Annotated in this window: 33 protein-coding genes; 9 read left to right on the top strand and 24 right to left on the bottom strand. The window is 72.1% G+C overall.

The window, feature by feature from the left end:
* Nucleotides 1–7 precede the first annotated feature (7 nt).
* From O7627_RS24285 to O7627_RS24190, 20 genes are all read right to left on the bottom strand, one after another.
* Nucleotides 8–880 (bottom strand): hypothetical protein, encoded by an 873-nt coding sequence (locus O7627_RS24285; protein ID WP_278095786.1) that lies wholly within the window; start codon nt 878–880, stop codon nt 8–10.
* Between the two features lie 83 nt (nt 881–963).
* Entirely contained in the window at nt 964–1794 is an 831-nt protein-coding gene (locus O7627_RS24280) for a DUF2303 family protein (RefSeq protein ID WP_278095785.1), read from the bottom strand.
* Nucleotides 1794–2156, bottom strand: a complete 363-nt coding sequence (locus O7627_RS24275) for a hypothetical protein (RefSeq protein WP_278095784.1) — start codon at nt 2154–2156, stop codon at nt 1794–1796. The genes O7627_RS24280 and O7627_RS24275 overlap by 1 nt, the downstream gene beginning before the upstream one ends.
* Nucleotides 2157–2191: 35 nt before the next feature.
* Nucleotides 2192–2689, bottom strand: coding sequence for a hypothetical protein (locus tag O7627_RS24270; RefSeq protein ID WP_278095783.1), 498 nt, complete (start codon nt 2687–2689; stop codon nt 2192–2194).
* Nucleotides 2686–2904 carry a hypothetical protein gene (locus O7627_RS24265; protein ID WP_278095782.1) on the bottom strand — a complete coding sequence of 73 codons (219 nt, stop codon included), beginning with the start codon at nt 2902–2904 and terminating at the stop codon, nt 2686–2688. Before O7627_RS24265 ends, O7627_RS24270 begins: the two co-directional genes overlap by 4 nt.
* Complete coding sequence (locus tag O7627_RS24260; RefSeq protein WP_278095781.1) at nt 2904–3338, bottom strand: hypothetical protein; 435 nt, start codon at nt 3336–3338, stop codon at nt 2904–2906. The genes O7627_RS24265 and O7627_RS24260 overlap by 1 nt, the downstream gene beginning before the upstream one ends.
* A gap of 2 nt (nt 3339–3340) precedes the next feature.
* Nucleotides 3341–3724, bottom strand: coding sequence for a hypothetical protein (locus tag O7627_RS24255; protein WP_278095780.1), 384 nt, complete (start codon nt 3722–3724; stop codon nt 3341–3343).
* Nucleotides 3717–4109 (bottom strand): hypothetical protein, encoded by a 393-nt coding sequence (locus tag O7627_RS24250; RefSeq protein WP_278095779.1) that lies wholly within the window; start codon nt 4107–4109, stop codon nt 3717–3719. The genes O7627_RS24255 and O7627_RS24250 overlap by 8 nt, the downstream gene beginning before the upstream one ends.
* The gene (locus O7627_RS24245) at nt 4102–5862 is read right to left on the bottom strand and encodes a UvrD-helicase domain-containing protein (protein WP_278095778.1); all 1761 of its coding nucleotides are present in this window, start codon (nt 5860–5862) and stop codon (nt 4102–4104) included. Before O7627_RS24245 ends, O7627_RS24250 begins: the two co-directional genes overlap by 8 nt.
* Nucleotides 5859–7211: a hypothetical protein gene (locus O7627_RS24240; protein ID WP_278095777.1), complete on the bottom strand. Its 1353-nt coding sequence runs from the start codon at nt 7209–7211 to the stop codon at nt 5859–5861. The genes O7627_RS24245 and O7627_RS24240 overlap by 4 nt, the downstream gene beginning before the upstream one ends.
* The gene (locus tag O7627_RS24235) at nt 7208–7534 is read right to left on the bottom strand and encodes a hypothetical protein (RefSeq protein ID WP_278095776.1); all 327 of its coding nucleotides are present in this window, start codon (nt 7532–7534) and stop codon (nt 7208–7210) included. Before O7627_RS24235 ends, O7627_RS24240 begins: the two co-directional genes overlap by 4 nt.
* Nucleotides 7531–7920, bottom strand: a complete 390-nt coding sequence (locus O7627_RS24230) for a hypothetical protein (RefSeq protein WP_278095775.1) — start codon at nt 7918–7920, stop codon at nt 7531–7533. Before O7627_RS24230 ends, O7627_RS24235 begins: the two co-directional genes overlap by 4 nt.
* On the bottom strand, nt 7913–8071 hold the full coding sequence (locus O7627_RS24225) for a hypothetical protein (protein WP_278095774.1): 159 nt from the start codon (nt 8069–8071) through the stop codon (nt 7913–7915). The genes O7627_RS24230 and O7627_RS24225 overlap by 8 nt, the downstream gene beginning before the upstream one ends.
* Nucleotides 8068–8208, bottom strand: a complete 141-nt coding sequence (locus O7627_RS24220; RefSeq protein WP_278095773.1) for a hypothetical protein — start codon at nt 8206–8208, stop codon at nt 8068–8070. The genes O7627_RS24225 and O7627_RS24220 overlap by 4 nt, the downstream gene beginning before the upstream one ends.
* Complete coding sequence (locus O7627_RS24215) at nt 8205–8393, bottom strand: hypothetical protein (protein WP_278095772.1); 189 nt, start codon at nt 8391–8393, stop codon at nt 8205–8207. Before O7627_RS24215 ends, O7627_RS24220 begins: the two co-directional genes overlap by 4 nt.
* Nucleotides 8390–9121, bottom strand: coding sequence for a hypothetical protein (locus O7627_RS24210; protein WP_278095771.1), 732 nt, complete (start codon nt 9119–9121; stop codon nt 8390–8392). Before O7627_RS24210 ends, O7627_RS24215 begins: the two co-directional genes overlap by 4 nt.
* Nucleotides 9114–9509 carry a hypothetical protein gene (locus O7627_RS24205; protein WP_278095770.1) on the bottom strand — a complete coding sequence of 132 codons (396 nt, stop codon included), beginning with the start codon at nt 9507–9509 and terminating at the stop codon, nt 9114–9116. The genes O7627_RS24210 and O7627_RS24205 overlap by 8 nt, the downstream gene beginning before the upstream one ends.
* A gap of 176 nt (nt 9510–9685) precedes the next feature.
* Nucleotides 9686–9859, bottom strand: coding sequence for a hypothetical protein (locus O7627_RS24200; protein ID WP_278095769.1), 174 nt, complete (start codon nt 9857–9859; stop codon nt 9686–9688).
* Entirely contained in the window at nt 9856–10098 is a 243-nt protein-coding gene (locus O7627_RS24195) for a hypothetical protein (protein ID WP_278095768.1), read from the bottom strand. The genes O7627_RS24200 and O7627_RS24195 overlap by 4 nt, the downstream gene beginning before the upstream one ends.
* Nucleotides 10099–10151: 53 nt before the next feature.
* Nucleotides 10152–10397: a helix-turn-helix transcriptional regulator gene (locus O7627_RS24190; RefSeq protein ID WP_278095767.1), complete on the bottom strand. Its 246-nt coding sequence runs from the start codon at nt 10395–10397 to the stop codon at nt 10152–10154.
* A 142-nt stretch (nt 10398–10539) separates the two neighbouring features.
* Here O7627_RS24190 and O7627_RS24185 point away from each other — a divergent pair, with 142 nt between their 5' ends.
* The 4 genes from O7627_RS24185 (at nt 10540) to O7627_RS24170 (ending at nt 13663) form a co-directional block, all read left to right on the top strand.
* Nucleotides 10540–10998, top strand: a complete 459-nt coding sequence (locus tag O7627_RS24185; RefSeq protein ID WP_278095766.1) for a helix-turn-helix transcriptional regulator — start codon at nt 10540–10542, stop codon at nt 10996–10998.
* Between the two features lie 326 nt (nt 10999–11324).
* Nucleotides 11325–11588, top strand: a complete 264-nt coding sequence (locus tag O7627_RS24180) for a hypothetical protein (RefSeq protein WP_278095765.1) — start codon at nt 11325–11327, stop codon at nt 11586–11588.
* Complete coding sequence (locus O7627_RS24175; RefSeq protein ID WP_278095764.1) at nt 11585–11968, top strand: hypothetical protein; 384 nt, start codon at nt 11585–11587, stop codon at nt 11966–11968. The genes O7627_RS24180 and O7627_RS24175 overlap by 4 nt, the downstream gene beginning before the upstream one ends.
* Before the next feature lie 471 nt (nt 11969–12439).
* Complete coding sequence (locus O7627_RS24170; RefSeq protein WP_278095763.1) at nt 12440–13663, top strand: helix-turn-helix transcriptional regulator; 1224 nt, start codon at nt 12440–12442, stop codon at nt 13661–13663.
* Here O7627_RS24170 and cutA read toward each other — a convergent pair.
* On the bottom strand, nt 13596–13931 hold the full coding sequence (gene cutA / locus O7627_RS24165) for a divalent-cation tolerance protein CutA (RefSeq protein ID WP_278095762.1): 336 nt from the start codon (nt 13929–13931) through the stop codon (nt 13596–13598). The genes O7627_RS24170 and cutA overlap by 68 nt on opposite strands.
* Before the next feature lie 260 nt (nt 13932–14191).
* Between cutA and O7627_RS24160 the strand changes: the two genes are divergently transcribed.
* From O7627_RS24160 to O7627_RS24150, 3 genes are read left to right on the top strand one after another with little or no spacing between them, the layout of a single operon-like run.
* Entirely contained in the window at nt 14192–14416 is a 225-nt protein-coding gene (locus O7627_RS24160) for a hypothetical protein (RefSeq protein WP_278095761.1), read from the top strand.
* Nucleotides 14413–14640, top strand: coding sequence for a hypothetical protein (locus O7627_RS24155; protein WP_278095760.1), 228 nt, complete (start codon nt 14413–14415; stop codon nt 14638–14640). Before O7627_RS24160 ends, O7627_RS24155 begins: the two co-directional genes overlap by 4 nt.
* 2 nt (nt 14641–14642) lie before the next feature.
* Nucleotides 14643–14861 carry a hypothetical protein gene (locus O7627_RS24150; RefSeq protein WP_278095759.1) on the top strand — a complete coding sequence of 73 codons (219 nt, stop codon included), beginning with the start codon at nt 14643–14645 and terminating at the stop codon, nt 14859–14861.
* 46 nt (nt 14862–14907) lie between these two features.
* Here O7627_RS24150 and O7627_RS24145 read toward each other — a convergent pair whose 3' ends face one another.
* The gene (locus O7627_RS24145; RefSeq protein ID WP_278095758.1) at nt 14908–15534 is read right to left on the bottom strand and encodes a YdcF family protein; all 627 of its coding nucleotides are present in this window, start codon (nt 15532–15534) and stop codon (nt 14908–14910) included.
* Nucleotides 15535–15628: 94 nt separating this feature from the next.
* On the opposite strand from O7627_RS24145, the gene O7627_RS24140 reads away from it, so the two are divergent.
* Nucleotides 15629–16747, top strand: a complete 1119-nt coding sequence (locus O7627_RS24140; RefSeq protein WP_278095757.1) for a polysaccharide pyruvyl transferase family protein — start codon at nt 15629–15631, stop codon at nt 16745–16747.
* Between the two features lie 37 nt (nt 16748–16784).
* Here O7627_RS24140 and O7627_RS24135 read toward each other — a convergent pair whose 3' ends face one another.
* On the bottom strand, nt 16785–16994 hold the full coding sequence (locus O7627_RS24135; protein ID WP_278095756.1) for a hypothetical protein: 210 nt from the start codon (nt 16992–16994) through the stop codon (nt 16785–16787).
* Between the two features lie 58 nt (nt 16995–17052).
* Nucleotides 17053–17481, bottom strand: a complete 429-nt coding sequence (locus tag O7627_RS24130) for a zinc ribbon domain-containing protein (protein ID WP_278095755.1) — start codon at nt 17479–17481, stop codon at nt 17053–17055.
* A gap of 139 nt (nt 17482–17620) precedes the next feature.
* On the opposite strand from O7627_RS24130, the gene O7627_RS24125 reads away from it, so the two are divergent.
* On the top strand, nt 17621–19252 hold the full coding sequence (locus O7627_RS24125; RefSeq protein ID WP_278095754.1) for a right-handed parallel beta-helix repeat-containing protein: 1632 nt from the start codon (nt 17621–17623) through the stop codon (nt 19250–19252).
* Nucleotides 19253–19257: the final 5 nt, after the last annotated feature.

Here is a 19257-nt window from a genome sequence, read left to right as displayed (position 1 = left end):
GGGCCTCTCAGGCGGTCCGGGCGCGGGCGATCGGGTGGCATGTCGGGCAGCGCGACAGTCGGCCGTCGGGCAGCTCGACGAGCCGGGAGGGGTCGCAGCGGTCGCACTTCGGTGGGAGCTGGACGGCGGTGTGCGCGGCGGCGCGGATCTCGGCGAGGAGGTCGGTGAGGTCGTCGTCGGACATGGCTCGGACGTAGGCGCCGAAGGAGCGCGGGCGGAATCGGGTCTTGATCGTCTGGATGAGGAGGTGGGTCTCGTCTTCGGTCGCGCCGGTTCGTGCGATCAGGTGGGCGGTGGTTGGTGGCCGCTGATTGATGACGGGTCCGGTCCCGGACGGATAGGGCGGGTGCTGGGCGACGCCATGCGTTGTTGAGCGCCCGCCTTCGGTGTCTGAGCGCCCGCCTTCGGTGGTTCTCCGCCCTCCTTCTGAGGTAGGAGGGCGTTCGCGCCCGCCTTCGTGACCTGCGGTTATGTCGGAAGGTGGGCGCTGGTGTTCGCCTTCGGGTTCAGCGGGCGGGAAGTTATCCACAGCCTGTATGGGCTGGTTTCGGCAGGTGTCGCAGCGGCATCCTGGCGGCACTGGCAGCGACGGGAGTCGATAGCGGGGGACCTGGCCGCGGAAGGCGTAGACGGGTCGGCCGGTCCGGTCGGTGCCGAGAGAGACGCGTACCTCGATGCCTCGGCCGGCGAGTCGGCGGAGGGCGGCGCGGACGTTGCTGGGGTCGAGTCCGCCGGTTCGCCGTTCGAGGGTGGCGGTGTCCAGGTCGCATTCGCGGGTGGCGGTGCGGGCGCGCTCGGCGATGGCGACGAGGACCAGGCGCTCGGCGGCGGTCATCGGTGGCGCGTGGTCGAGGACCTCCGCGACGAGCTGGTAGGACAACTGCGCTCCCGTGGTTCAGGGTGGTTGGGCGGTGGTGCGTGCCGGCCCGGTCCGCCGTGGTGGGGACCGGGCCGGCACCGGGGTTAGGCCGGGGCGGTTCCGCGCAGGATCGGCACCGGCACCCCGCCGGCCACCTGCTCCACCACTCCCTCGAACGCGGCGTTGATGACGTCGTCGAGCTGGTCGAGGATCACGCCGATGGTCAGCCGGCCCTCGCCGTTGATGCGGAACCGGAGGCGGGCGGTGACCGGGTCGGCGACGGCCGCGCCGTCGAACACGGCCAGGGCGAGGCCGAGGCTGTCGGGGATGGCCATCTCCCCACGCCGGCCGGCGTTCGCGTCGACCTGCTCGACGTAGGAGAGCTGCCGCTGGCCGTTGGTCAGCAGCATCGAGGACTTCCACGCGACCTTGGTGGTGCCCTGGATGGTCTGGGCCATCTCCAGGACGTCGGCGGCGGCCGGGGTGCGGATGTCGGCGCGGTGGTCCTCGACGAACTCCGCGAACGCGGTCTGCGCCATCAGTTGGCCGCTGATCTCCCGCCAGGCGGTGAAGGCCTTGGAGTGGCGGAGCTGGAGCACGGCGCGGTGCTGCTGCCACGCCGGGGTGCCGCCGTCGCCCGGGTGGGCGTCCAGGACCGCGGTGATGGTGCCCCGGTCCCGGTCGGCGTAGATCTCGGCGGTCGGCGAGGCGTGCTTGGCGAAGACGGCCAGGAAGCTCGGCGCGTCCCGGACGGTGACGGTGCCGATCTTGCGGCGCGGGTTGTCCCGGTAGGCGTCGCCGGTCAGGTCGACGTGCTGCACCCCCGCCGGGGTCTTGACGATGTAGTAGCCGCCCAGGTCCAGCTTGGTCGGTTCGGCGGCGACCAGGGCGGTGCCGACGATGGTCTGCATCTCGTTCTCGATGTCGCTGGTCATCAGGCGGTGGCCTCTCGGGTGGTGTCGAGCCCGCGCAGGGGCAGGGTCGGCTGGTTGGGGTCGTTGCGGGTGAGGTTGCCGGCGGCGTCGGGGAAGAACACCGACGACGGGAAGGCGTCCTCGCCCTCCGGCGCCTTGCACACCGACCGGCCCGAGACGACGAGGGTGTCGGTGACACCGGCCTTGATCGGGGCGACGGTGATGGTGAGGGTGACCGTGCCCTTCTTGCCGGTGGCGTGGACGGCGGTGGTGAGGTCGGCGAGCTGCTCGGAGAGCCGGTTGTGAAGGCGGCCGGCGGCGATCTCCTGGAGGATGGCGCCGAACGGGCGGACCGTCCGGTCGTCCTCGGTGGGCTGTGGCACTGGGTGGGTCTCCTCTCGGGTTGGGTGGTGCTGGGTCAGGCCGCGGCTGCCGCGTCGGTACGCGGTGCCTCTCGGCGGATCTGGTGCCAGGTCCGGAACCGCAGCACGCAGTTCCGGGCCTTCCGGGGTGTGTCCGACCAGCGGAGCCGGACCCCGATGGCGGTGTCGTCGAGGCCGTCGGCGATCAGCCGCTCGACGAGGTGACGCTTCTCGGCGGTGCCGAGCTGCCGGGCGGTGATTTGGCCTGCGAGTGCCTGCTCGATCCGGATCGGGTCGATGTCCCGCCGTGCCCGCCAGGCGGTGAACTCTTCGTCCTGGATGGCGGGCATCCGGGCGACGAGGACGCTGCCGGGGTACGTGGTCCATCCGGGCACGTCGGCTGCGGGGAAGATGAGCCAGAGTGGTGGGCCGCTGATGATCGCGCCGAGGTCGGCGGCGTAGTGGTCGAGTAGGCGGGTGGCCTCTTCGATGAGTTCGGATCGGGTGTAGTGGTCGTCGGTGATGGGCCAGACGATCTGGAGGATGTGGCTCATGCGTCGTCCCCGATTCGGCGGCGGTGCTCTGCCGTGGCCTCGCTGGTGTCGGGGAGCTGGTGGCGGACGTGGCCCCGGTGCAGGCCGCACCGGCACAGCGGGTGGTCCGGGTCGCGCGGGTCCGGCAGGGTGAAGTCGGGGGCGTAGACGCACGGCGCCAGACGGCTCTTGGCGGGCTGGCGGGACCGGCGCGGCCGGGGACGAGACCGGGCCATCACGCGCTCATTCCCAGGGCGGCCAGCGGCCCGAACAGGTCGAGCTGCTCGGGTCGCGGCGGCGCCGGCTTGCGCACCACGCGCGGCGGGTGGGGGCAGCACGTGCACATCTGGTACGGGTCCGGCGCGCCGTCCGGCACGAGCCAGGCCCAGTGCTCCTCGAAGGGCCGCCCGTCGTCGGTGATCCCGTGGACCAGGAGGTGACCGCGGCTGCCGAGGACGTAGCCGCGCCAGCCGTGCGCGCGGGAATCGCCCTCCGGCCACCCCGGCAGGCCGTGGAACTGCACCCAGTCGCCGGCACGGTACGGGCTGCGGTCGGCTACCTCTCCGTAGCCGATGGACACGAACATCTCGCCGGCTGGGGTGAACGCGGCGTGGTCGGACTGCCACACCCCGCGGGCGCGGTGGCGGAACGGGTCAAACGGTTGAGGCATCGTCACCCCTCCTCTCGGGGCTGCCAGTCGCGGCAGGCTGGCCACCAGGCGCGCACGTCGGAGGCCGGGCCGTGGGTGACCCGCGGCACCGGCCCGGGCGAGCTGGGCCGCCACAGGCACTTCGGGTAGGTGGCGGTCGTCCGGTGCCGGCAGGTGCCGCACCGCAGCGGCCGGGAAGCGGCGTTGTCCGCGCTGGCGGTCCGGTCGGGGTCCGCGTCGGGGTGGATCCGGATCGACGGGTCGACCCGGGCGAGGGGGTGGGCGCCGAGGCGTACCGCCTCCGCCTGCCGCTGGGTGAGCCGGCGGCCGGCGGACACCGGATCGGCCGGCAGCGGGCCGGTCTCCGGGGCGAGGAACGGTTCAGCCGGGAACAGGCCGTCAGCCATCGGACCCACCGTCCAGCGCGGCGATCGTCGGGCACGGGCCGGCGCCGACCTCGATCCCGCAGCCGGCGCACACCAGCACCGGGCCAGCCGGGCCGGCCACCTCGCGCTCCTCGTGCAGGGCGCGCACCGCGGCGATGGTGTCGGCCAGCTCGTCGACCGCGGTGGCCAGCTCCCGTCGGAGCTGCTCCGCCTGGTGCAGCTCGTCGACCAGCACGGGCACGTCATCGGCGCACGCCTCGGCGAGCATCGCGATGACGCTGGTGGCGGCGTGGGCGCGGGCCTCGCACAGGGCGGTGTACCGGTCGCCGATGGCGTCACGGTCGGCTCGGGGGCGCCCCGGGGCCAGCACCACGCTGGCCCCGGGGAGGTAGCGGACGTTATCCACGGCCGGCCGCCACAGGCTCAGGCAGGCAGCGGCAGGTGACGTAGCCGTGCTCGGCGAGCTGAGCGGCCTCGTGCGCCGGCAGCGGGCCGTACGCCGTGTCCACCAACGGCTCCGGCGCCTGGTCGGCGTCCCAGTCCGCCTGCTCCTCCGGCATCCCGGTCAGCTCACCGGCCAGGACCGAGCGGGCCTCCTCGCGCAGGGCCTTCGCCTCCGGTGTGCCGAGGGACGACGCCTCGATCAGGTCGCCGATGTCCGGGGCGGTGTCGTCCGGCGCGTCCGGCATGATCGCGGCAGGATCGTGCACCCGGGCCGCGCCGACCACATGCCGGTCGACCCAGGCCAGGCCCTCTCGGTCAAGCACATCCTGAGCGCGGGTCACCGCGACGTAGGCCAGCATCGCCTCCTCGCGGGCCGGGCTCGGCGTCTCCCCGGTATCGCTGTCGGGCTTCGGCTCCGGGAAGTCCGCGGCGATCCGGACCGTCGGCCACTCCCGCCCTTTGGCCTTGTGCGCGGTCGAAACGACAACATCCGCGCACCGCTCGTCGACCAGGGCGTCACAGACCCGCATCACCTCGCGAGCCCCGTGCTTGTCGATCAGCCGCACGAACACCCGCAGGTCGGAACCGGCGGCGTCGTGCTCGACGTAATCCCGCACCTCCCGCCAACTGGTGAACGCGAACAACTCCGGGTGGTCCGTCGGCCGACCAGCCTGGAGCCTCTCGGCCGCCTCCGCCATCCGCCGGATTTCGTTGCCGCCCCCGACCAGAGCCACCCGGCGGCCGGCACCCAGCGCCGACATCACCTGGCCGATCGCCCCGCCGTTGGACCGGCACAGCACCGCGTCGGCGGCGTCACCGAGCGCCCCGATCCGGGACGGGATGGCGTCGTAGCCGGTCAACCGCAGAGGCGCGTCGAGCAGCGAGAGCCACTTGTTCGCCTCTGCTGCCACGGCCGGGCCGAAGCGGAACGACTGGCTGAGCTGGAATCGCTGCCCGTCGAAGGTGGCCATCGCGTCGGTCGCCCCACGCCAGCCGTAGATAGCCTGCGACCGGTCCCCGACCAGGATCCGCTGCGCCGGCTGGTCGGACACCAGACCGGCCACGGCCGGGTTAGAGTCCTGCGCCTCGTCGAGTAGCACGTAGTCGGCGTGGATGACCGGCTTCGACAGGATCCACATCTTCAGGTAGCAGTCGTGGGTGAACCGCAACCGGCCCTCGCGGCTGGTGATGTCCTCGTCCCAGGCGCGCTGGGCGATCGGGACCAGGTACCGGGCCAGCTCGGCCTGACCCGCCTTGTCGACCCCGTTGATCAGCGGCACGTTCATCCGCTGGATCCGATCGTCGGCGGAGTAGCAGAACCGCTGGATCGTCTCGGTGACGAGCCGGGCGAGCTGCTGGTAGGAGAAGGTGACCTCGCCGACCTTCACCGGTTCGTTGATGCCGAGGATGCCGGCGGCCTCTCCGGCCGGCATCCTCGGCGCCTTCAGCCGGTGCGCGTAGTCCCGGCCAACCGCTCCGTACGCGAAGCTGTGCGCGGTCTTGCACACCACCGACGACGGGAACGACTTGGCGGCGTCGACCGCGATGGCCTTGTTGTAGGCCAGGTACGCGCCCCGCCGCCGGCTCTGGTCCCGGGCCAGCATCTTGAGGGTGCTGGTCTTCCCGGTGCCGGCGCCGGCCTCAATGGTGAGGTCGTCGCCGGTCCGGGCAGCGTCGATGATCTGCTGCTGCTCGTGGGTGGGCTTGTGGCTCATGCGTCAGCCCCCACCCGCTCGGCCGGCGGCTGGGACTGCGCCGCCACCCGCTCCAGGTGGTCGATCACCCTCCGCGCGTCGTCCACGCTGAGCCGGTTCTGCGTGTCGATGTCCCGGTCGAGGATCTCGCCGAGCATCGCCAACCGGGTGTCCCGGTCGTCGATCGCGGCCTCACCGCACAGGGCGAAGATCTTCCGGTGCTGTTCCGGCGTGGCCGGGTTAGCGGGGAACAGGTGTTCCTTCCGCTCCCGCCACTTCTGCTCGATCCAACGGCCCTCAGCGGCGGTGACCCGGTTCTCGGCCTGGGCTGCACCAGCGGCCCGCCACACGGTGCGTAGTGCCTCCTGGTCGGCGGCGGCGGCGAGGTCGGCCAGGATCGCGGTCGCGGCGGCGCCGAGCGCGGGCGGGGCGGCGGGCGGGCCCGACACCGGCCGCGCCTCGCGGCGCTCCGCCGCCTCGGCGATTCCTTCCCACGCGCCGCCGCGCTCGTCGATCCGGTCCTCGACCGGCGGACGATCGCCATCCGGCTCGGCCGGCTGCAACACGGTCAGGTCCCGGACGTGGGCCTCGGCCGGCGCGCACCGGAGCGTGTCGAAGACGATGCCCTCGACCGTCCAGTCACGGGCCAGCTCGATCGGCGCGTCGTAGCCGGGCCGCAGTCCGACGTGGACCGACCGGACACCGACCACGGTCCCCGGCTTGGCCCGGTCGAGGCGGATCCAGCACGACGCGTCGAAGCCGATCGTCTTCTGCCCTTCGACCCGGTACTCCCGGGTGTTCGGGATCGGGTTGCCCTTGTCGTCCATGGCGGCGACGTCCTTGCCGCGGGCGGTCATCAGCACGATCCCGGGGAAGGTCATCAGGGTGGTCATCAGGCGCCTGTGGCGGCCGTTGGCCTCGTTCCACAGATCCATGGAGATCTTCGGCTCTTCGTCGGCGGCCAACTCCTTGCGACGCTGCTCGCGGGCCTTCCGGTTGTACCGCTGGCGGGCCTTGTCCGAGGCCCAGTCCTTCAGGAGGTCCCACTCGGCCGTCATCGAGTCGATGACCAGCACGACCGGCGGCTCCCCGGCCTCGGCGGCGCGGGCGGCCTCGGCCTTGACGGCGTCGACGGCGCCCTGGATCTGTGCCCAGGTGCCGTCGTGCTCGACGACCAGGTAGTTGGCGCCGGGGATGGCGCCGTACTCGTCGGCGGCGCCTTCGCCCAGGTCGATCCAGTACATCTGGCCGATGCGGTCGCTGGTGCTGAACTGGGCGCACGCCCAGGACTTGCCGGACTTCTCCCCGCCCTCGATGAGGATCAGGGGCCAGGGCACGGCTCCGGTGGGCTTGCGGGTGCGAAGGGTCATGCTGGGTCTCCCGTGGCGTTGTGGCGGTGCTGGTGGTGGTCGGCGCGGAGGTCGATGCCGCGCCGACGGACGACGGCGCCGCGGCGGCGGTGCCGGGCCGGCATGTCCCGGGCCATCAGCCAGGCGGCGACCGGCAGGAGGAGCAGGTCCAGCGCCGACCAGGTGAGGTCGAGGGCCGGCGCGGCGACCGGGCCGGGCTGGTGGGGGCGGACGACCGGCAGGAGCTGCACGGCGTCCGTGACCCGGGGCATCGACTCCGTGTCGACGCCGACGATCGCGGGCGGCCGGCGCAGCACCGGACCCGGCCAGGCCAGGCCGGTCACCGCGGGTCCTCCGGGCTCGTCACCGGCACCGTGTTGATGTCGCGCATGGTCGTGGCCCACCAGGGCTGGTCGGCGGCCGGTCGCGGGGCGGGGCCGGCGATGCTCAGCGCGTCGAGGTCGTGCCGGAGGCTTTCCGCCTGCCGGATCGCCTCGTCGCGCTCGCCGAGCAGGTCGATGAACCGGGCGCGCATCAGGGAGAACTGCCGGAGCTGGTGGCCGGCCTGGTTCAGCTCGGTGCGGAGCAGGCGGGCCTGGGCCTGGGCCTTGTCCCGGTCGGCTCGGGCGTCGTCTCGGGCGTCGCGGGCCCGGAGCCGGCCGTACCAGCACAGGACGGCAACCCCGCCGCCGATCAGGGCCAGGGCCAGGTAGATCCAGGTCTCATCCACGGTTGTGCTCCTCTCGGATGGCGCGGTAGAGCTGGTGCCAGCGGGCGGCGACGGTGCGGGCGGTGGTGCGCTCCTCGCGAACCACGGCCAGCTCCCGGTTGAGCCGGCGCACCTCGGCGTCGACCAGGCGGGCGATGAGGCGGGAGATCATCCGATGACCGCCCGTCCGATGAGGCCGGCCGCCAGCAGCAGCGGGGCGGCGGCGAGGCAGGCGAGGTTGACGCGGTGCCGGCGGCGGCAGCCGGGGCAGGCCAGGTCGGGCCAGCACGTCTCCGGGTGCCGCTTCACCGGGACCACCCCGCGGGCACCCAGTTGTCGCAGCAGATGTCGCCGGGGAGGATCTCGGTGCCGCAGCCGTTCGGGCAGAGCGTGATGGTGGTGATGGTGGTTCCGGTCTGCTCCGGCAGCCCGGACGGCTGCCACGGGCCAGGGGGCACCGGGAACGGGTTGCTCGGGGTGCTCGGCTGCGTCACCGCGCACCCCCCGGGCACTGCGACGCCCGGTGGATCTGCCGCATCGTCCGGGCGCGGCTGGTCGGGTGGTCCAGGCACGCCGGGTCCGTCCGGCTGGCATCCACCAGCCCGCACGGCGCCAGCGCGCACGAGCACCCCTGCTCGACCGCGTTGCCGGAGAACGCCCGGCCAACGTGCAGGCCATCCGGCACCGAAGCCGGCTCGGCGGGCAGCTCCCCGTCGCGCACCCGCACCAACCGGATCAGCTCGTCGAGCTCCCGCTCCGTGTGCGCCGGGTTCTCCGACGGCGCGTCGCGGTGGGCGTAGACCAGGGCGCGAGCAGCGTCGACCACGGCCGCCTCGTTCCAGCGGTCCACCCTGGTCACGACACCCCGGCCGAGCACCAGGTCCTCGTCAGCGCCGTCGACCACGGACACCTCACCGCGGGCCAGGTCGACGAACACCTCGATGTCGCCCTCGTCGGCGAGACCGAGCCGCTCGGCGAGGTTGTCGATGAGCCGGTGCAGCTCGGTACCGACGCTTTCGCCGGCGCCGACCTCCAACGGCCGGAGCGCCGGAAGCAGGTCGATCAGCGCGGACGTGGTCGGCGTGCACCGCTCGCAGTGCAGCAGGCCGGCCCGCCACTCGGAGAGGGCGACGGCGTGACCGCACAGGCCAGCCACCATGTTGGGGCGGGCGGAGTGCGGCACCCCGGCGCCGAAGTCGATCAGGTAGGTCGGGTCAGCCACGGTCGGCACCGTCCGTCAGGACCGCCCGGACCGCGCCGAGGACCGCGCCGGCCGCGATGTTGTCCAAGCCGGTCAGGGCGTGGCCGAGGGCCACCGTGACGCCCGGCAGGGCCAGGCTGAGCGCGATGTCGACCACGCGCCGCTCACCCCGCGACAGCGGGATCCGGCCCTGGTCGACCTCCACCATCAGCCCGCCCCAGTCCAGCCGCAGGAACAGGCCGGTGTTGTCGGCGATGGCGTGCCGGACGACGTCCGGCCGGGTCGGGGTGAGGACGAACGGCGCGGCGGTGATCAGCAGGTCGATGGCGGCCAGCTCGGCGACGCCGGACGCGCCGCGGCGGAGCTGGGTGTGGAGCTGGTCGGCGGTGAGGCCGGTAGGCTGGGACATCGGGTCCCTCCTGTCGTGGTAGGTGGGTAGGGGATTCGCTGAGCCCTCGCCGTAGCCGCGGCGGGGGCTCGAACGTCAGAGGTGCCAGGCCAGGCCGACCGGGTCGGCGAACGCGACCAGGGCGAGGCCGGCAAGCACGGTGTGCTGCACGGCGATCAGGAGCCGGTCGACGGTCATCACTTGGCCTTCCGGTTCGCGGGCCGACCCCACGTCTCCGCCGGCTGCTTCGTCACCGGCCGCATCGAGCTGCGCGGCGGCGACCACGCCGGGTCATCCGGCCCGAACTGCTGGAGCAGGCGGCGGGTGATCGGGCCGAGCACGGGGAACACGGGGGCCTTCCTGGTGGTCATCGGGTGGTCTTCCGGCGGCCGCGGCGGGACTCCGCCGAGGCGAGAGACATCCGGCGGAAGTGGGCGCTCTTCAGGCGGCCGACCGCTGCCGCCAGCTCGTCCGGCGGCAAGACGCCGTCCGGGTCGGCCAGGCGCTCCCACTTGCTCCGCAGCGCCGCGTTCGCGGCGTCGAGCTGGGCCCGCCGGTCGGTCTTCGAGGTGACCTGGGACCAGCGGGTGAGGCTGCCGTAGGAGGCCATCAGCGATCGTTGGGCCGGCGGACGGCTGTCGAATCCGCGCGTCGGGGCGGCCATCAGAGCCGGGCCTGGGGACGCAGGTCGGTGATGGCGCAGCCCAGCACCTTGGCGAGAGCGGCGAGCACCGGCGGGGACGGGTTGCGGGTGCCGGATTCGAGTTCGGAGAGGTGTCCGGGGCTGATTCCGGCCGCCGTGGCGACGTCGAACTGAGTGCGTCCGGCGTCGACCCGGCGGTTGCGGAGGGCGACCGGGTCGTGGTCAAGCGGGTGGCGGGCACCTGCTCGGCGGGTTGCTTGGGGCATGCGAAGAACGTAGCCCGCTTCGCACTTCTTCGCAAGTCTGCGCGCGAAGTGGGCTGTTCGGTTGATCAACCACCGGTACGGATAGCGATTCATTCACGTCCGTCTGTGCGAAGATCCGCGAAGAATCGCGTAGAGTGCGCGCATGACTCCGCGCGAGCTGACCCCCCTGGGCCAGGTCCTCGACGACGCCCGCGAACGCCTCGGACTCTCCGGCCGCCAAGCCGCTCAACGGGCCGGCATCAGCGAAGCCCGATGGCGCCAAGTCGTCACCGGCAGGCAGAGCAAGGGTGGCGGCCGGGTGGCAGTGAATCCGGGAACGCTCACGATCGTCGCCATGGCGCTGGCGGTCGACGCGGATCCAGGACATGCCCTCGCTGTTGCCGGCAAGAGCGTGGCACCGGAACAAGTCGCGCTCCTGGTCCAACAGGTCCAGGAGCGCGAGGTGGCCGCCGGTGAGGCGTCGGTCGACGTGGCCGCCGAGCTTGACCGGATCAAGAACCTCAGCGGCATCTCCGCACGCGACAAGCTGCGGATGGTGCGGGCCGTCCTGGAGATCCAGGAGCAGGCCGAAGAAGATCAAGAAGCCCAGCGAACGGGCTAGTCAGCGACCACTCGCTTATCGACTCTCCGCACGATGGGCACCCCCAGCAAGGCCAGGTCGAACGCGTTCATGGCACCGCGCTAACTCGGTCCCGCCTTACAAGCGAGGGGTCGCAGGTTCGAAACCTGCCGCGCCCACAGAACCCGATCCACCAGCGAAAACAGAGATCGCTCTGTCGCATCACCTCGCGCTTGGTCGCTCGGCCAGCACTCGCTTGTCAGAAGCGCCGACACCTTCCGGTCTACGCATTTGAGCGCGACGCACCAGCCGGCCGACCGGCCCGAACCCCTCGAACGACTCGGGTATGAAGCGGTAGGCTGTCAGGTATGACGAAGCGGGTAACGGTTAGCCTCCCTGACGACATCGCCGAACGGCTTGAAGGCGAACCCAACGCCTCCGCCTACGTCGCCGAAGCCATCCGCCAACGCGCCGCCCGGGAACGCGGCCACCAGATGCTCGCCGAACAAGGCTTCGTCATCACCGAGGAAGGCCGCGCCCGCGCTCGCCAACGCCTCGCCGAGGCCCGCGAACGTATGACCCCCGAACGGTGGGCCGCTCTGCGCCGTGTCGGCCAGAACCCAGCGGCGTGAGCGGCGACATCCACCTCATCCTCGACGCGTCCGCGATCATCGCCTACGCCCACGCGTCGATCCACGTCGGCGAGACCATCGCGGAGATCGCTGACGAAGAAGGTCGGTTCGCGGTCCCCACGGTGTGCCTCGCGGAGGCTGGACGACGGCTTTTGGGCGCCGACGACCCGCGGGTGCTGCTGCTGGTGCAGCACCCCCACGCCGTGGTCACCGGAGTGCCAGCGCAGGAGTGGGGGTTGTTGACGAAGTGGTCGGTCGCCCTGGGTCGGCTCGATCTGGCTGCGGCGATGGTTGAGGCGAGCGTCAATGGGGCCTACGTGCTGACGTCAGAGCCGGAGGCGTACGGGGACTGGAAGGACGGACCCGTCATCCCGATCTAGCGAGTCCCCTCATTGCCAGCGGTTTCCACCCGTTCGCGACGGGAGACCGAGTACGTCGCCGTGGAGTCGCGTTTGGATGGTAAGCCCGGCCGACTTGCGCATCTCGGCCAACTCATGCCCCCGGATTCGGCCGAGATTCTCCGCGCGAGTCGTGGCCCGCTGGCCTTGCGCCTCAGCGCTGTCCAGCCACGGCTGTCGGGCCATCGCCTCGGCCTTGACATCACCCCACCGGTGGGCGGTCACGATCCCTCCTCGTTCTTGCGTTCGACCGGGTGCTGCTCGAAACGTTTCTCAGCAACCGAATGTTCCCCCGGTGACCAACAGTCGGATGATGTCGCATCGGTAACTGTAGTGAGCCGGCGGTAGCGCTGTGTGACTTCTGGGCTTGCTTCGGTGTACGGTGACTCGGCAGTTGCCGACAGTAGAAGACCCGGCGGACCGCCGCTCAGCCTCTAACCGGGAGTGTCGTCAATGGACGAATTTCACACCCGTCTCCGCGAACTGCGCGCCGCTCGCGGGATCTCCCTGCGAGCCCTCGCAAAGCAGGCTTTTTACACCAAGAGCTACCTCCACGAGCTGGAGACCGGGGCCAAGGCTCCCAGCGCCAGGGCCGCCCGGCAGATCGACAACGCGCTCGGCGCCGGTGGCGAGCTGGCCGCCCTGGCAACGGGCCAGCCCGGACTGCGGCGCCGCGAGGTGATCGCGCGGGCGGGGCTCGCCGTGGCACTGCCGCACACCATCCTGGAATGCGGCTCGAAGGTTGGGTCCGCCGTACCGCAACAGCTCGCCGATCGAACCGCGCGGCTGCGCCGCCTTGACGATTTCCTCGGCGGCGCCGACACGGTCGAGCTGTTCACCGGGGAGATGGAATCGACCCGTAGCCTGATCCAACACGGCACCTACGCGGAGACGACGGGCCGAGGACTGCTGACGGTCCTCGGCGAGCAGGCGCAGCTCGCCGGATGGGCGGCCTTCGACGCCGGCCGCCTGAGCGACGCCGACCGGCTGTTCCGGACCAGTCGCGCCGCGGCCCTCGACGCTGGCGACACCGGCCTGGCGGGTAACGCCTTCGCGTTCCTCGCCTACCAGGAATCGGACCAGGGCCGAGCGGCGAGGCACGCGGCGGCAGCGTGCGAGACCGCCGGGCCTGACGCGACACCGACGGTCCGGGCACTACTGCACCTCCGCCGAGCATGGGTCCACGCGCTAGGCGGCGTGGCAGCGGCAGCCGAGCGGCATCTGGACATCGGCACCGCATGCCTGACCGAGGTGAGGGACCGCCCCGAACCCGACTGGGTGTACTGGGTCGACCGGTCCGAGGCGGCGATCATGACCGGCCGCTGCTGGACCGTCCTACGCCGCCCGCTGCGGGCCATCCCTGTCCTGGAGGCGGTGCTGGCCGCCTACCCGGCCACCCATGCCCGAGACAAGGCCCTGTACCAGTCGTGGCTCGCCGAGTCATGGCTCGACGCTCACGAGGTCGAGCAGGCATGCGCGACCGCCGCCGGTGCCGCCCATCTGGCGGCCGGTGTCGCGTCGGTGCGGCCAGCGCAGCGGATCGAAGCGCTACTCAACCGGCTGACTCCGTACGCCGCCCTGCCCTGCGTGGCCGACCTGCGTGGGCTGGTCACCGATCTGCGACTGACTCATCCAGCCAGGCCAGGCACCCCGCCGATCCCGCCACGATCGGAGTAGCGGTGATCTGCGGGTTCTGCCACGGGTGCCAGTCGAGCAAGGCCAGTTCGAGCTCCGCATAGCGGGCCTTCGTCGTGTAGAGCAGCACCCGCCACTCCTCGGCAGTGACCATCTCGCCGAGATGCCACGCCACACTCATCACCGGCCCGGTGACCTGCGCGCTGGCGGCAAGCCGGGCGGCGACAATCTGCCCGGCCAGGTGAACAGCCGAGTCGCGGTCAGCGGTGGCAGTCGCTACCTGCAGCGCCAGTTCCCGGAAGTCCGCCATGCCGCGAGCGTAGACCTAGGAATGTCCGCGGACACCCCTGGCGGACTGCGGAGGACATCGAACATCTGCCGATCCGCGACCGACCGCGCGAAGCTACCTACCGGATACGGCGAGTGAGTGCACCTCACCAGATGTTCCACAGTTCTCCCGCCGTATCCGCTGAGCCGGGCGCGGTGCCCGTGATCCCCCGTGAGCGGGCACCGCGTCCACCGGACGGGCGCGGCGGTCGACCGCTGCGCTCCCGACCAGGGAGGCGCGTCATGGACCCGTTGGACGCCCGCCGGCCGCGTACGCTCGCCGAGCTGCGTGCCGCCGCCGAGCAGCACCGCGCCGAACTGGATGACGCCGCCGCGTACCGGTGGCTCGACAACGCCCTCCTGCGACCGGAGGTCGAGCAGGCGCGACAGGACACGATGCGCCGGCTTCGGACCTGGGCTGACCGCACCATCGACCAGATCCGCGCCCTGACCGAGGATCGGCCGTGAGTGCCGCCTCGGAACCGGACGGCCTGACCCGGGTCACGGTCAACCTGACCCCCCGCGCCGCCACCGCTCTGGACGCCCTGGCGACCGCCGGGCCGATGTCCAAGACCGACGCCATCAACCGGGCGCTGCGGACCGCCGGCAGGCTGGCCCGGTACGCCGACGCTGACGGCGCCGTCGTCCTGCTCGCCGGCGACGGCCGCCAGGTCGAGATCGAGGTGGTCTGACCGTGACCGGGATGGACGACGGCGCCCCGACCCAGGCGGCCCTGGCCGAAGCGGCGGCGCGGACCCTGGCCGCGCACCGGGACGGCGGCAGGTGCGCGGAGTGCGGCGGACCGGACGGCTGCCGGCAGCTCGACTGGGCGCAACGCTGGACCGGCCAGCTCGTCCGCCGGCCCCGGGTCGGCGGGGCGGTCGCGAGGATCCTCCGAAGCATCGGCCGCTGATGTCGAGGCTGGCCGTAGGTCAGTCCGGCTGCGCGTGTCGATCTTGCTAGTAGGTGTCCGCCGCTTCCGCGGCCGTCGGGCTCGGACGGGTCGGAAGATACGCCGCGTGCCTGGTGAAGAGCCACCGGTGCAGGTCAGGTAGCTCCTTTATCGACCCGGTCAGCGTGGCCAGATTGGCCAGTGATTCCCGCTCTCTGCGGCGCCGGGCCGCGAGCGAAGTATCGTCGATCCCGACGTTCGGCACCTGCTCGAATTCGAGCTGGTAGCCCGAATCCGAGAGGCTGAACACCCACTCGAAGACGGCCCGCACCCTGGCCAGGTGGAACTCGGACGTGATGATCAGCAGCCGGCGCAGGCCGCGCGGATCGGTGTGGATGGTCCGAGCGAAGTAGGCGTTGCCGATGGTGTCATACGACGACGTCTCGAACAGGAGCGAGGCGGGCGGCACACCCTTGTCGGCCAGGTACCGCGCGGCGGCGACCGACTCGAACACCGGAAAGCCGTCGCGATCCAACGGCGGGGCCTTGTGGGTCGTACCGGCGCTCAGGGTGATGATCGGCTCGCGGGTCCGCCGCCGAACGGCATGGTCGAGCCGGTGCCGCACCCACTCGGTCGGGCTCCCGTCGGGTCGCAGACCGCCGCCCGGGACCAGGATCGCGTCAAGCGTCTCCACCGGCCGAGCCTATTACCCGGGGGTCAACTCGCTGGCCGGGTGACGTGTGCGCGGTGCCGAACCGGGTATCCCGCCCCAACTTCGGGGAGGTGGCATGGCGGACGGCGGCGGGCCGGTGATCGGGGTGCTCGGCTCGTACGGCGGGCGGAACCTGGGCGACGAGGCGATCCTGACCGCGCTGCTGGCCGACGTCCGGGCCCGCCGGCCGGACGCCCGCATCCTGGTCTTCTCCCGCAACCCGGCGCACACCACGCTCGCCCACCCCGGCGTGGAGGCGGTGGTGTGGGAGGGGATCAGCCGCGCGGACACCACCGAGACCCTGGCCCGGATGGACCTCCTGCTACTCGGCGGGGGCGGCATCCTCTACGACAGCGAGGCCCGCCGCTACCTGCGGCTCGTCGTCGCCGCCCAGGACCGGGGCCTGCCGGTCTTCACCTACGCGGTGGGAGCCGGACCACTCACCGAGGGCATCGACTGCACCATGGCGCGGGACACCATCGCCGCCGCCGCCGAGGTCACCGTCCGCGACGAGGAGTCGAAGCTTCTGCTGGAGGAGGCCGGGGTGATGCGCGACGTCACCGTGACCGCCGACCCGGCGCTGATGCTCGAACCCGAGGAGTTCGGGTCCGGGCTGCTGCGCGCGGAGGGCGTGCCGGGCGGGCGCCGGCTGGTCGGGATCAGCGTACGGGAGCCGGGCCGGGCGGCCGAGCGGCTCGATGTCGGCGGCTACCACCGGCTGCTGGCCCAGGTCAGCGACTTCCTGGTGCACCGGCTCGACGCGAGCGTGCTCTTCGTACCGATGGAACGCGACGACATCCGGCACGCCCACGGCGTGCTGTCCCACATGACCTCGTCGGAGCAGGGGCGGATCCTGCACGGCGACTACCAGCCCCGCCAGCTGCTCGGCCTGATGCGCCATTTCGACCTGGCGGTCGGGATGCGGCTGCACTTCCTGATCTTCGCCGCGCTGGCCGGTGTCCCGCTGCTGCCGCTGCCGTACGCGGGGAAGGTCTTCGACTTCGCGCAGCGGGTCGGGGCGCCGGCGCTGCGTGGGGTGGAGCGGGAGGTGGAGGGACCGTTGCTGGCCGAGGTGGACCGGCTCTGGGACGAGCGGACCGCGCGGGTCGCCGATATGACAGGCCGGGTGGCGTGGCTGCGGGACCGGGCCTGGAACACCGGCAAGCTACTGGACCCGCTGCTGGCTGGACTCTGAACCCGCAGCCACCGCCGCGCCGGGCGCCGGCGACGGCTCAGGTCACCGGGCCGCGGCAGGTGTAGTGCCAGGGAGGCCCGTCCCCGCTCGTCGACTCCAACTCGTAGATCTCGGCGTCGGCCAGGCCGCCGTCACCCAGGTGGTGATGGGTCAGTGGTGGCCGGCCGGTGGCGTCCAGCTCGACCCGGACCGATTCACCGTCGGCCGATCCGCCGATCAGCGGGATATCCGCCGTGGTCGCAGTCATGGCCCCAGTCTGCCGCCGCCGACCGGTTCCCGCAGCGCAAGGCGGATGATCGCCGCGGTCAGTCGCGCCAGTCGTACGTCAGTTCGCTGCCCGGCACGCCGACGACGATCTCGTTAAGCACGGCCGCCAGCGCCTCCTGCCGCCCGGCCGGCGGCACGTCCCGGGCGGCGCTCTCGTTGAGCAGCTGGAAGCGGGTCCAGACCTGGTCCTCCGTCTCACCGGCCGGCAGCCACGGCCGCGGACATCCCGGCCGCAGGCACCCGTAGAGGCGCCGGCCGCAGGAGGAGAACGCGGGCACCAGCAGCTCGCCGCAGGGACGGCAGCGCAGCAGGCCACGCAGGAAGTAGTAGTGGTTGGTCGCCGGTCGGGTAACGATGGGACGTTGCACTGTCACCACCTCGCTCAGCTGGTCGATCTCCGCCCGCAGGTCCGGCCGGCCGCGGCCACCGCCCCGCATCGTCGCGGGTGAATCTCTGCCGTAACCCATCCTCAACTGTCTTTACGGCTGGAATCGCCCATCTGTTCGGTTGCTGACCCGGCTTCCGCGTAAACCCGCCAGTCGGTCGTGGCAGATCCACCGCGGCCGGCGGACGTTAGCCGGGCCGGGAAGCGGGAACAGCCGGTCGATGGAACCGCTGGTCTGCGATGCCCTGGAGTACGGACTGGTCGGTGACGGGGTGACGAACGACCAGCCCGCCCTCGCCGAGCTGGTCGACCGCCTCGGGGCCGCCTGCGCCGAGGACGGCCGACGCCGGACCATCCGCTGCCCACCCGGCTGCTACGCGATCAAGGACGTCGGCACGGTCTGGCGCAGCGGAGTCTCGCTGGTCGGGGCCGGCCCCGGCGCCACCCGGTTCCTGCTCTCCAACCCCGGTGACCCGGACAGCCCCACCCCGCTGGCGTACTTCACCGCCAAGGAGCACGGCGCCAGCCGCGACCACCACATCGCCGACTGCACCTTCGCCGGCTTCGAGATCGACGGCTCGGCGGTCCGGCTGGCCGGCTACGACCCGCTGGCCAAGGGGCTCGGCCTGCAGTACGTGCTCCGCGGCCGGTTCCGTGACCTCTACATCCACGGCACCGCCGCCACCGGATTCGGCTGCGACTTCCTCCAGGACTCGATCGTCGAGGGGGTGCTGACGGTCGGCTGCGGGCGGCTGGACAACGGCCACGAGTGGGGCGGCGCCGGCATCGGCATCGGCGTCGGCGGCTGGGGAGCCAGCGAACGGACCACCATCACCGGATGCACGGCCGTCGGCAACGGCACCAACGGGATCTTCCTGGAGCTGCAGCATCCGAACTGGCGGCCGCCGCGTGGCATCCGGGTGGTCTCCTGCCACGCCGAGGGCAACCACTTCGGCATCTCCGACTGGGGCGCCGACGGGCTCATCGTCGCGGCCTGCACCATGATCGGGAACCTGGAGGCCGGTTTCGACGTCTCGGCCCGGGGCACCGTCGGGATCGCCGGCCGGGGTGGCCTGCTGACCGGCTGCGTCGTGGACGGCAACGTCCGCGACGGGCTGAGCATCGGCAACACCCCGGGGCCGTACGCCGTGCGCGGCAACCGGATCAGCGGCAACGGCCGGTACGGCTTCCGGGTGCACAACCTGGGCGGGGCAGCCGGGCCGAGCGCGCGGGCGCTGGTACTGGACGGCAACGAAATCTGGGGTAACGGGCTGGACGGGGTGCACCTCGACGCCGCGGTGGTGGACGCCTCGATGGTCAACAACCGGATCCGGGACAACGGGCGGCGCTGCGAGCCGGCTGGCTTCGGCGGCGGCGCCGGGGTCCGGTACGGCCGCACCTGCCTGGTCGACCCGGCCGCCCGCTGGGTCCCGGACGGGCTGCTCGGCACGACAGTCACCGTGGGGGACCGGACTGCCGTGGTCGTCGGCAACAGCGAGACCGAGCTGACCCTGGCTCCGGTGCGGCCCGGAGTGACGACCGCCTGGACCGGGGAGCCACCGGCCGACGGCACCGGCTACCGGCTCTCCGGTGCGCCGGCCGAGCGGGCCGGCATCACCCTGGCCGCCCCGACCCACGGGCTGACCATCCGCGACAACCGGATCTGGGACGGCCAGGACCAACCGACCCAGACCCACGGCATCTGGCTGACCGGCACCGGGAGCTGCGTCTCCGGCACCGTCGAGGGCAACGACCTGGCCGGCAACGCGGTGGCCGCCACCCGCTTCGACACCGCCCCGGCCGGCGGCCGCTGGCTGCGCAACCACACCCTGGTCGACCGCCCGCCGACCTGAATCGA

It is taken from the genome of Solwaraspora sp. WMMD1047, from assembly GCF_029626155.1.
In the GTDB taxonomy this organism is placed as follows: domain Bacteria; phylum Actinomycetota; class Actinomycetes; order Mycobacteriales; family Micromonosporaceae; genus WMMD1047.
The sequence above is the reverse complement of the archived record's forward strand: the minus strand, read 5'-3'. Positions and strand labels throughout refer to the sequence as shown.

Coding starts and splice junctions, on each gene's coding strand:
- O7627_RS24280 (WP_278095785.1), bottom strand. CDS start 1,794: ATGACCAGCGACATCGAGAACGAGATGCAGACCATCGTCGGCACCGCC.
- O7627_RS24270 (WP_278095783.1), bottom strand. CDS start 2,689: ATGAGCCACATCCTCCAGATCGTCTGGCCCATCACCGACGACCACTAC.
- O7627_RS24265 (WP_278095782.1), bottom strand. CDS start 2,904: ATGGCCCGGTCTCGTCCCCGGCCGCGCCGGTCCCGCCAGCCCGCCAAG.
- O7627_RS24260 (WP_278095781.1), bottom strand. CDS start 3,338: ATGCCTCAACCGTTTGACCCGTTCCGCCACCGCGCCCGCGGGGTGTGG.
- O7627_RS24255 (WP_278095780.1), bottom strand. CDS start 3,724: ATGGCTGACGGCCTGTTCCCGGCTGAACCGTTCCTCGCCCCGGAGACC.
- O7627_RS24245 (WP_278095778.1), bottom strand. CDS start 5,862: ATGAGCCACAAGCCCACCCACGAGCAGCAGCAGATCATCGACGCTGCC.
- O7627_RS24240 (WP_278095777.1), bottom strand. CDS start 7,211: ATGACCCTTCGCACCCGCAAGCCCACCGGAGCCGTGCCCTGGCCCCTG.
- O7627_RS24225 (WP_278095774.1), bottom strand. CDS start 8,071: ATGATCTCCCGCCTCATCGCCCGCCTGGTCGACGCCGAGGTGCGCCGG.
- O7627_RS24205 (WP_278095770.1), bottom strand. CDS start 9,509: ATGTCCCAGCCTACCGGCCTCACCGCCGACCAGCTCCACACCCAGCTC.
- O7627_RS24200 (WP_278095769.1), bottom strand. CDS start 9,859: ATGACCACCAGGAAGGCCCCCGTGTTCCCCGTGCTCGGCCCGATCACC.
- O7627_RS24195 (WP_278095768.1), bottom strand. CDS start 10,098: ATGGCCTCCTACGGCAGCCTCACCCGCTGGTCCCAGGTCACCTCGAAG.
- O7627_RS24190 (WP_278095767.1), bottom strand. CDS start 10,397: ATGCCCCAAGCAACCCGCCGAGCAGGTGCCCGCCACCCGCTTGACCAC.
- O7627_RS24185 (WP_278095766.1), top strand. CDS start 10,540: ATGACTCCGCGCGAGCTGACCCCCCTGGGCCAGGTCCTCGACGACGCC.
- O7627_RS24180 (WP_278095765.1), top strand. CDS start 11,325: ATGACGAAGCGGGTAACGGTTAGCCTCCCTGACGACATCGCCGAACGG.
- O7627_RS24170 (WP_278095763.1), top strand. CDS start 12,440: ATGGACGAATTTCACACCCGTCTCCGCGAACTGCGCGCCGCTCGCGGG.
- cutA (WP_278095762.1), bottom strand. CDS start 13,931: ATGGCGGACTTCCGGGAACTGGCGCTGCAGGTAGCGACTGCCACCGCT.
- O7627_RS24160 (WP_278095761.1), top strand. CDS start 14,192: ATGGACCCGTTGGACGCCCGCCGGCCGCGTACGCTCGCCGAGCTGCGT.
- O7627_RS24140 (WP_278095757.1), top strand. CDS start 15,629: ATGGCGGACGGCGGCGGGCCGGTGATCGGGGTGCTCGGCTCGTACGGC.
- O7627_RS24135 (WP_278095756.1), bottom strand. CDS start 16,994: ATGACTGCGACCACGGCGGATATCCCGCTGATCGGCGGATCGGCCGAC.
- O7627_RS24130 (WP_278095755.1), bottom strand. CDS start 17,481: ATGGGTTACGGCAGAGATTCACCCGCGACGATGCGGGGCGGTGGCCGC.
- O7627_RS24125 (WP_278095754.1), top strand. CDS start 17,621: ATGGAACCGCTGGTCTGCGATGCCCTGGAGTACGGACTGGTCGGTGAC.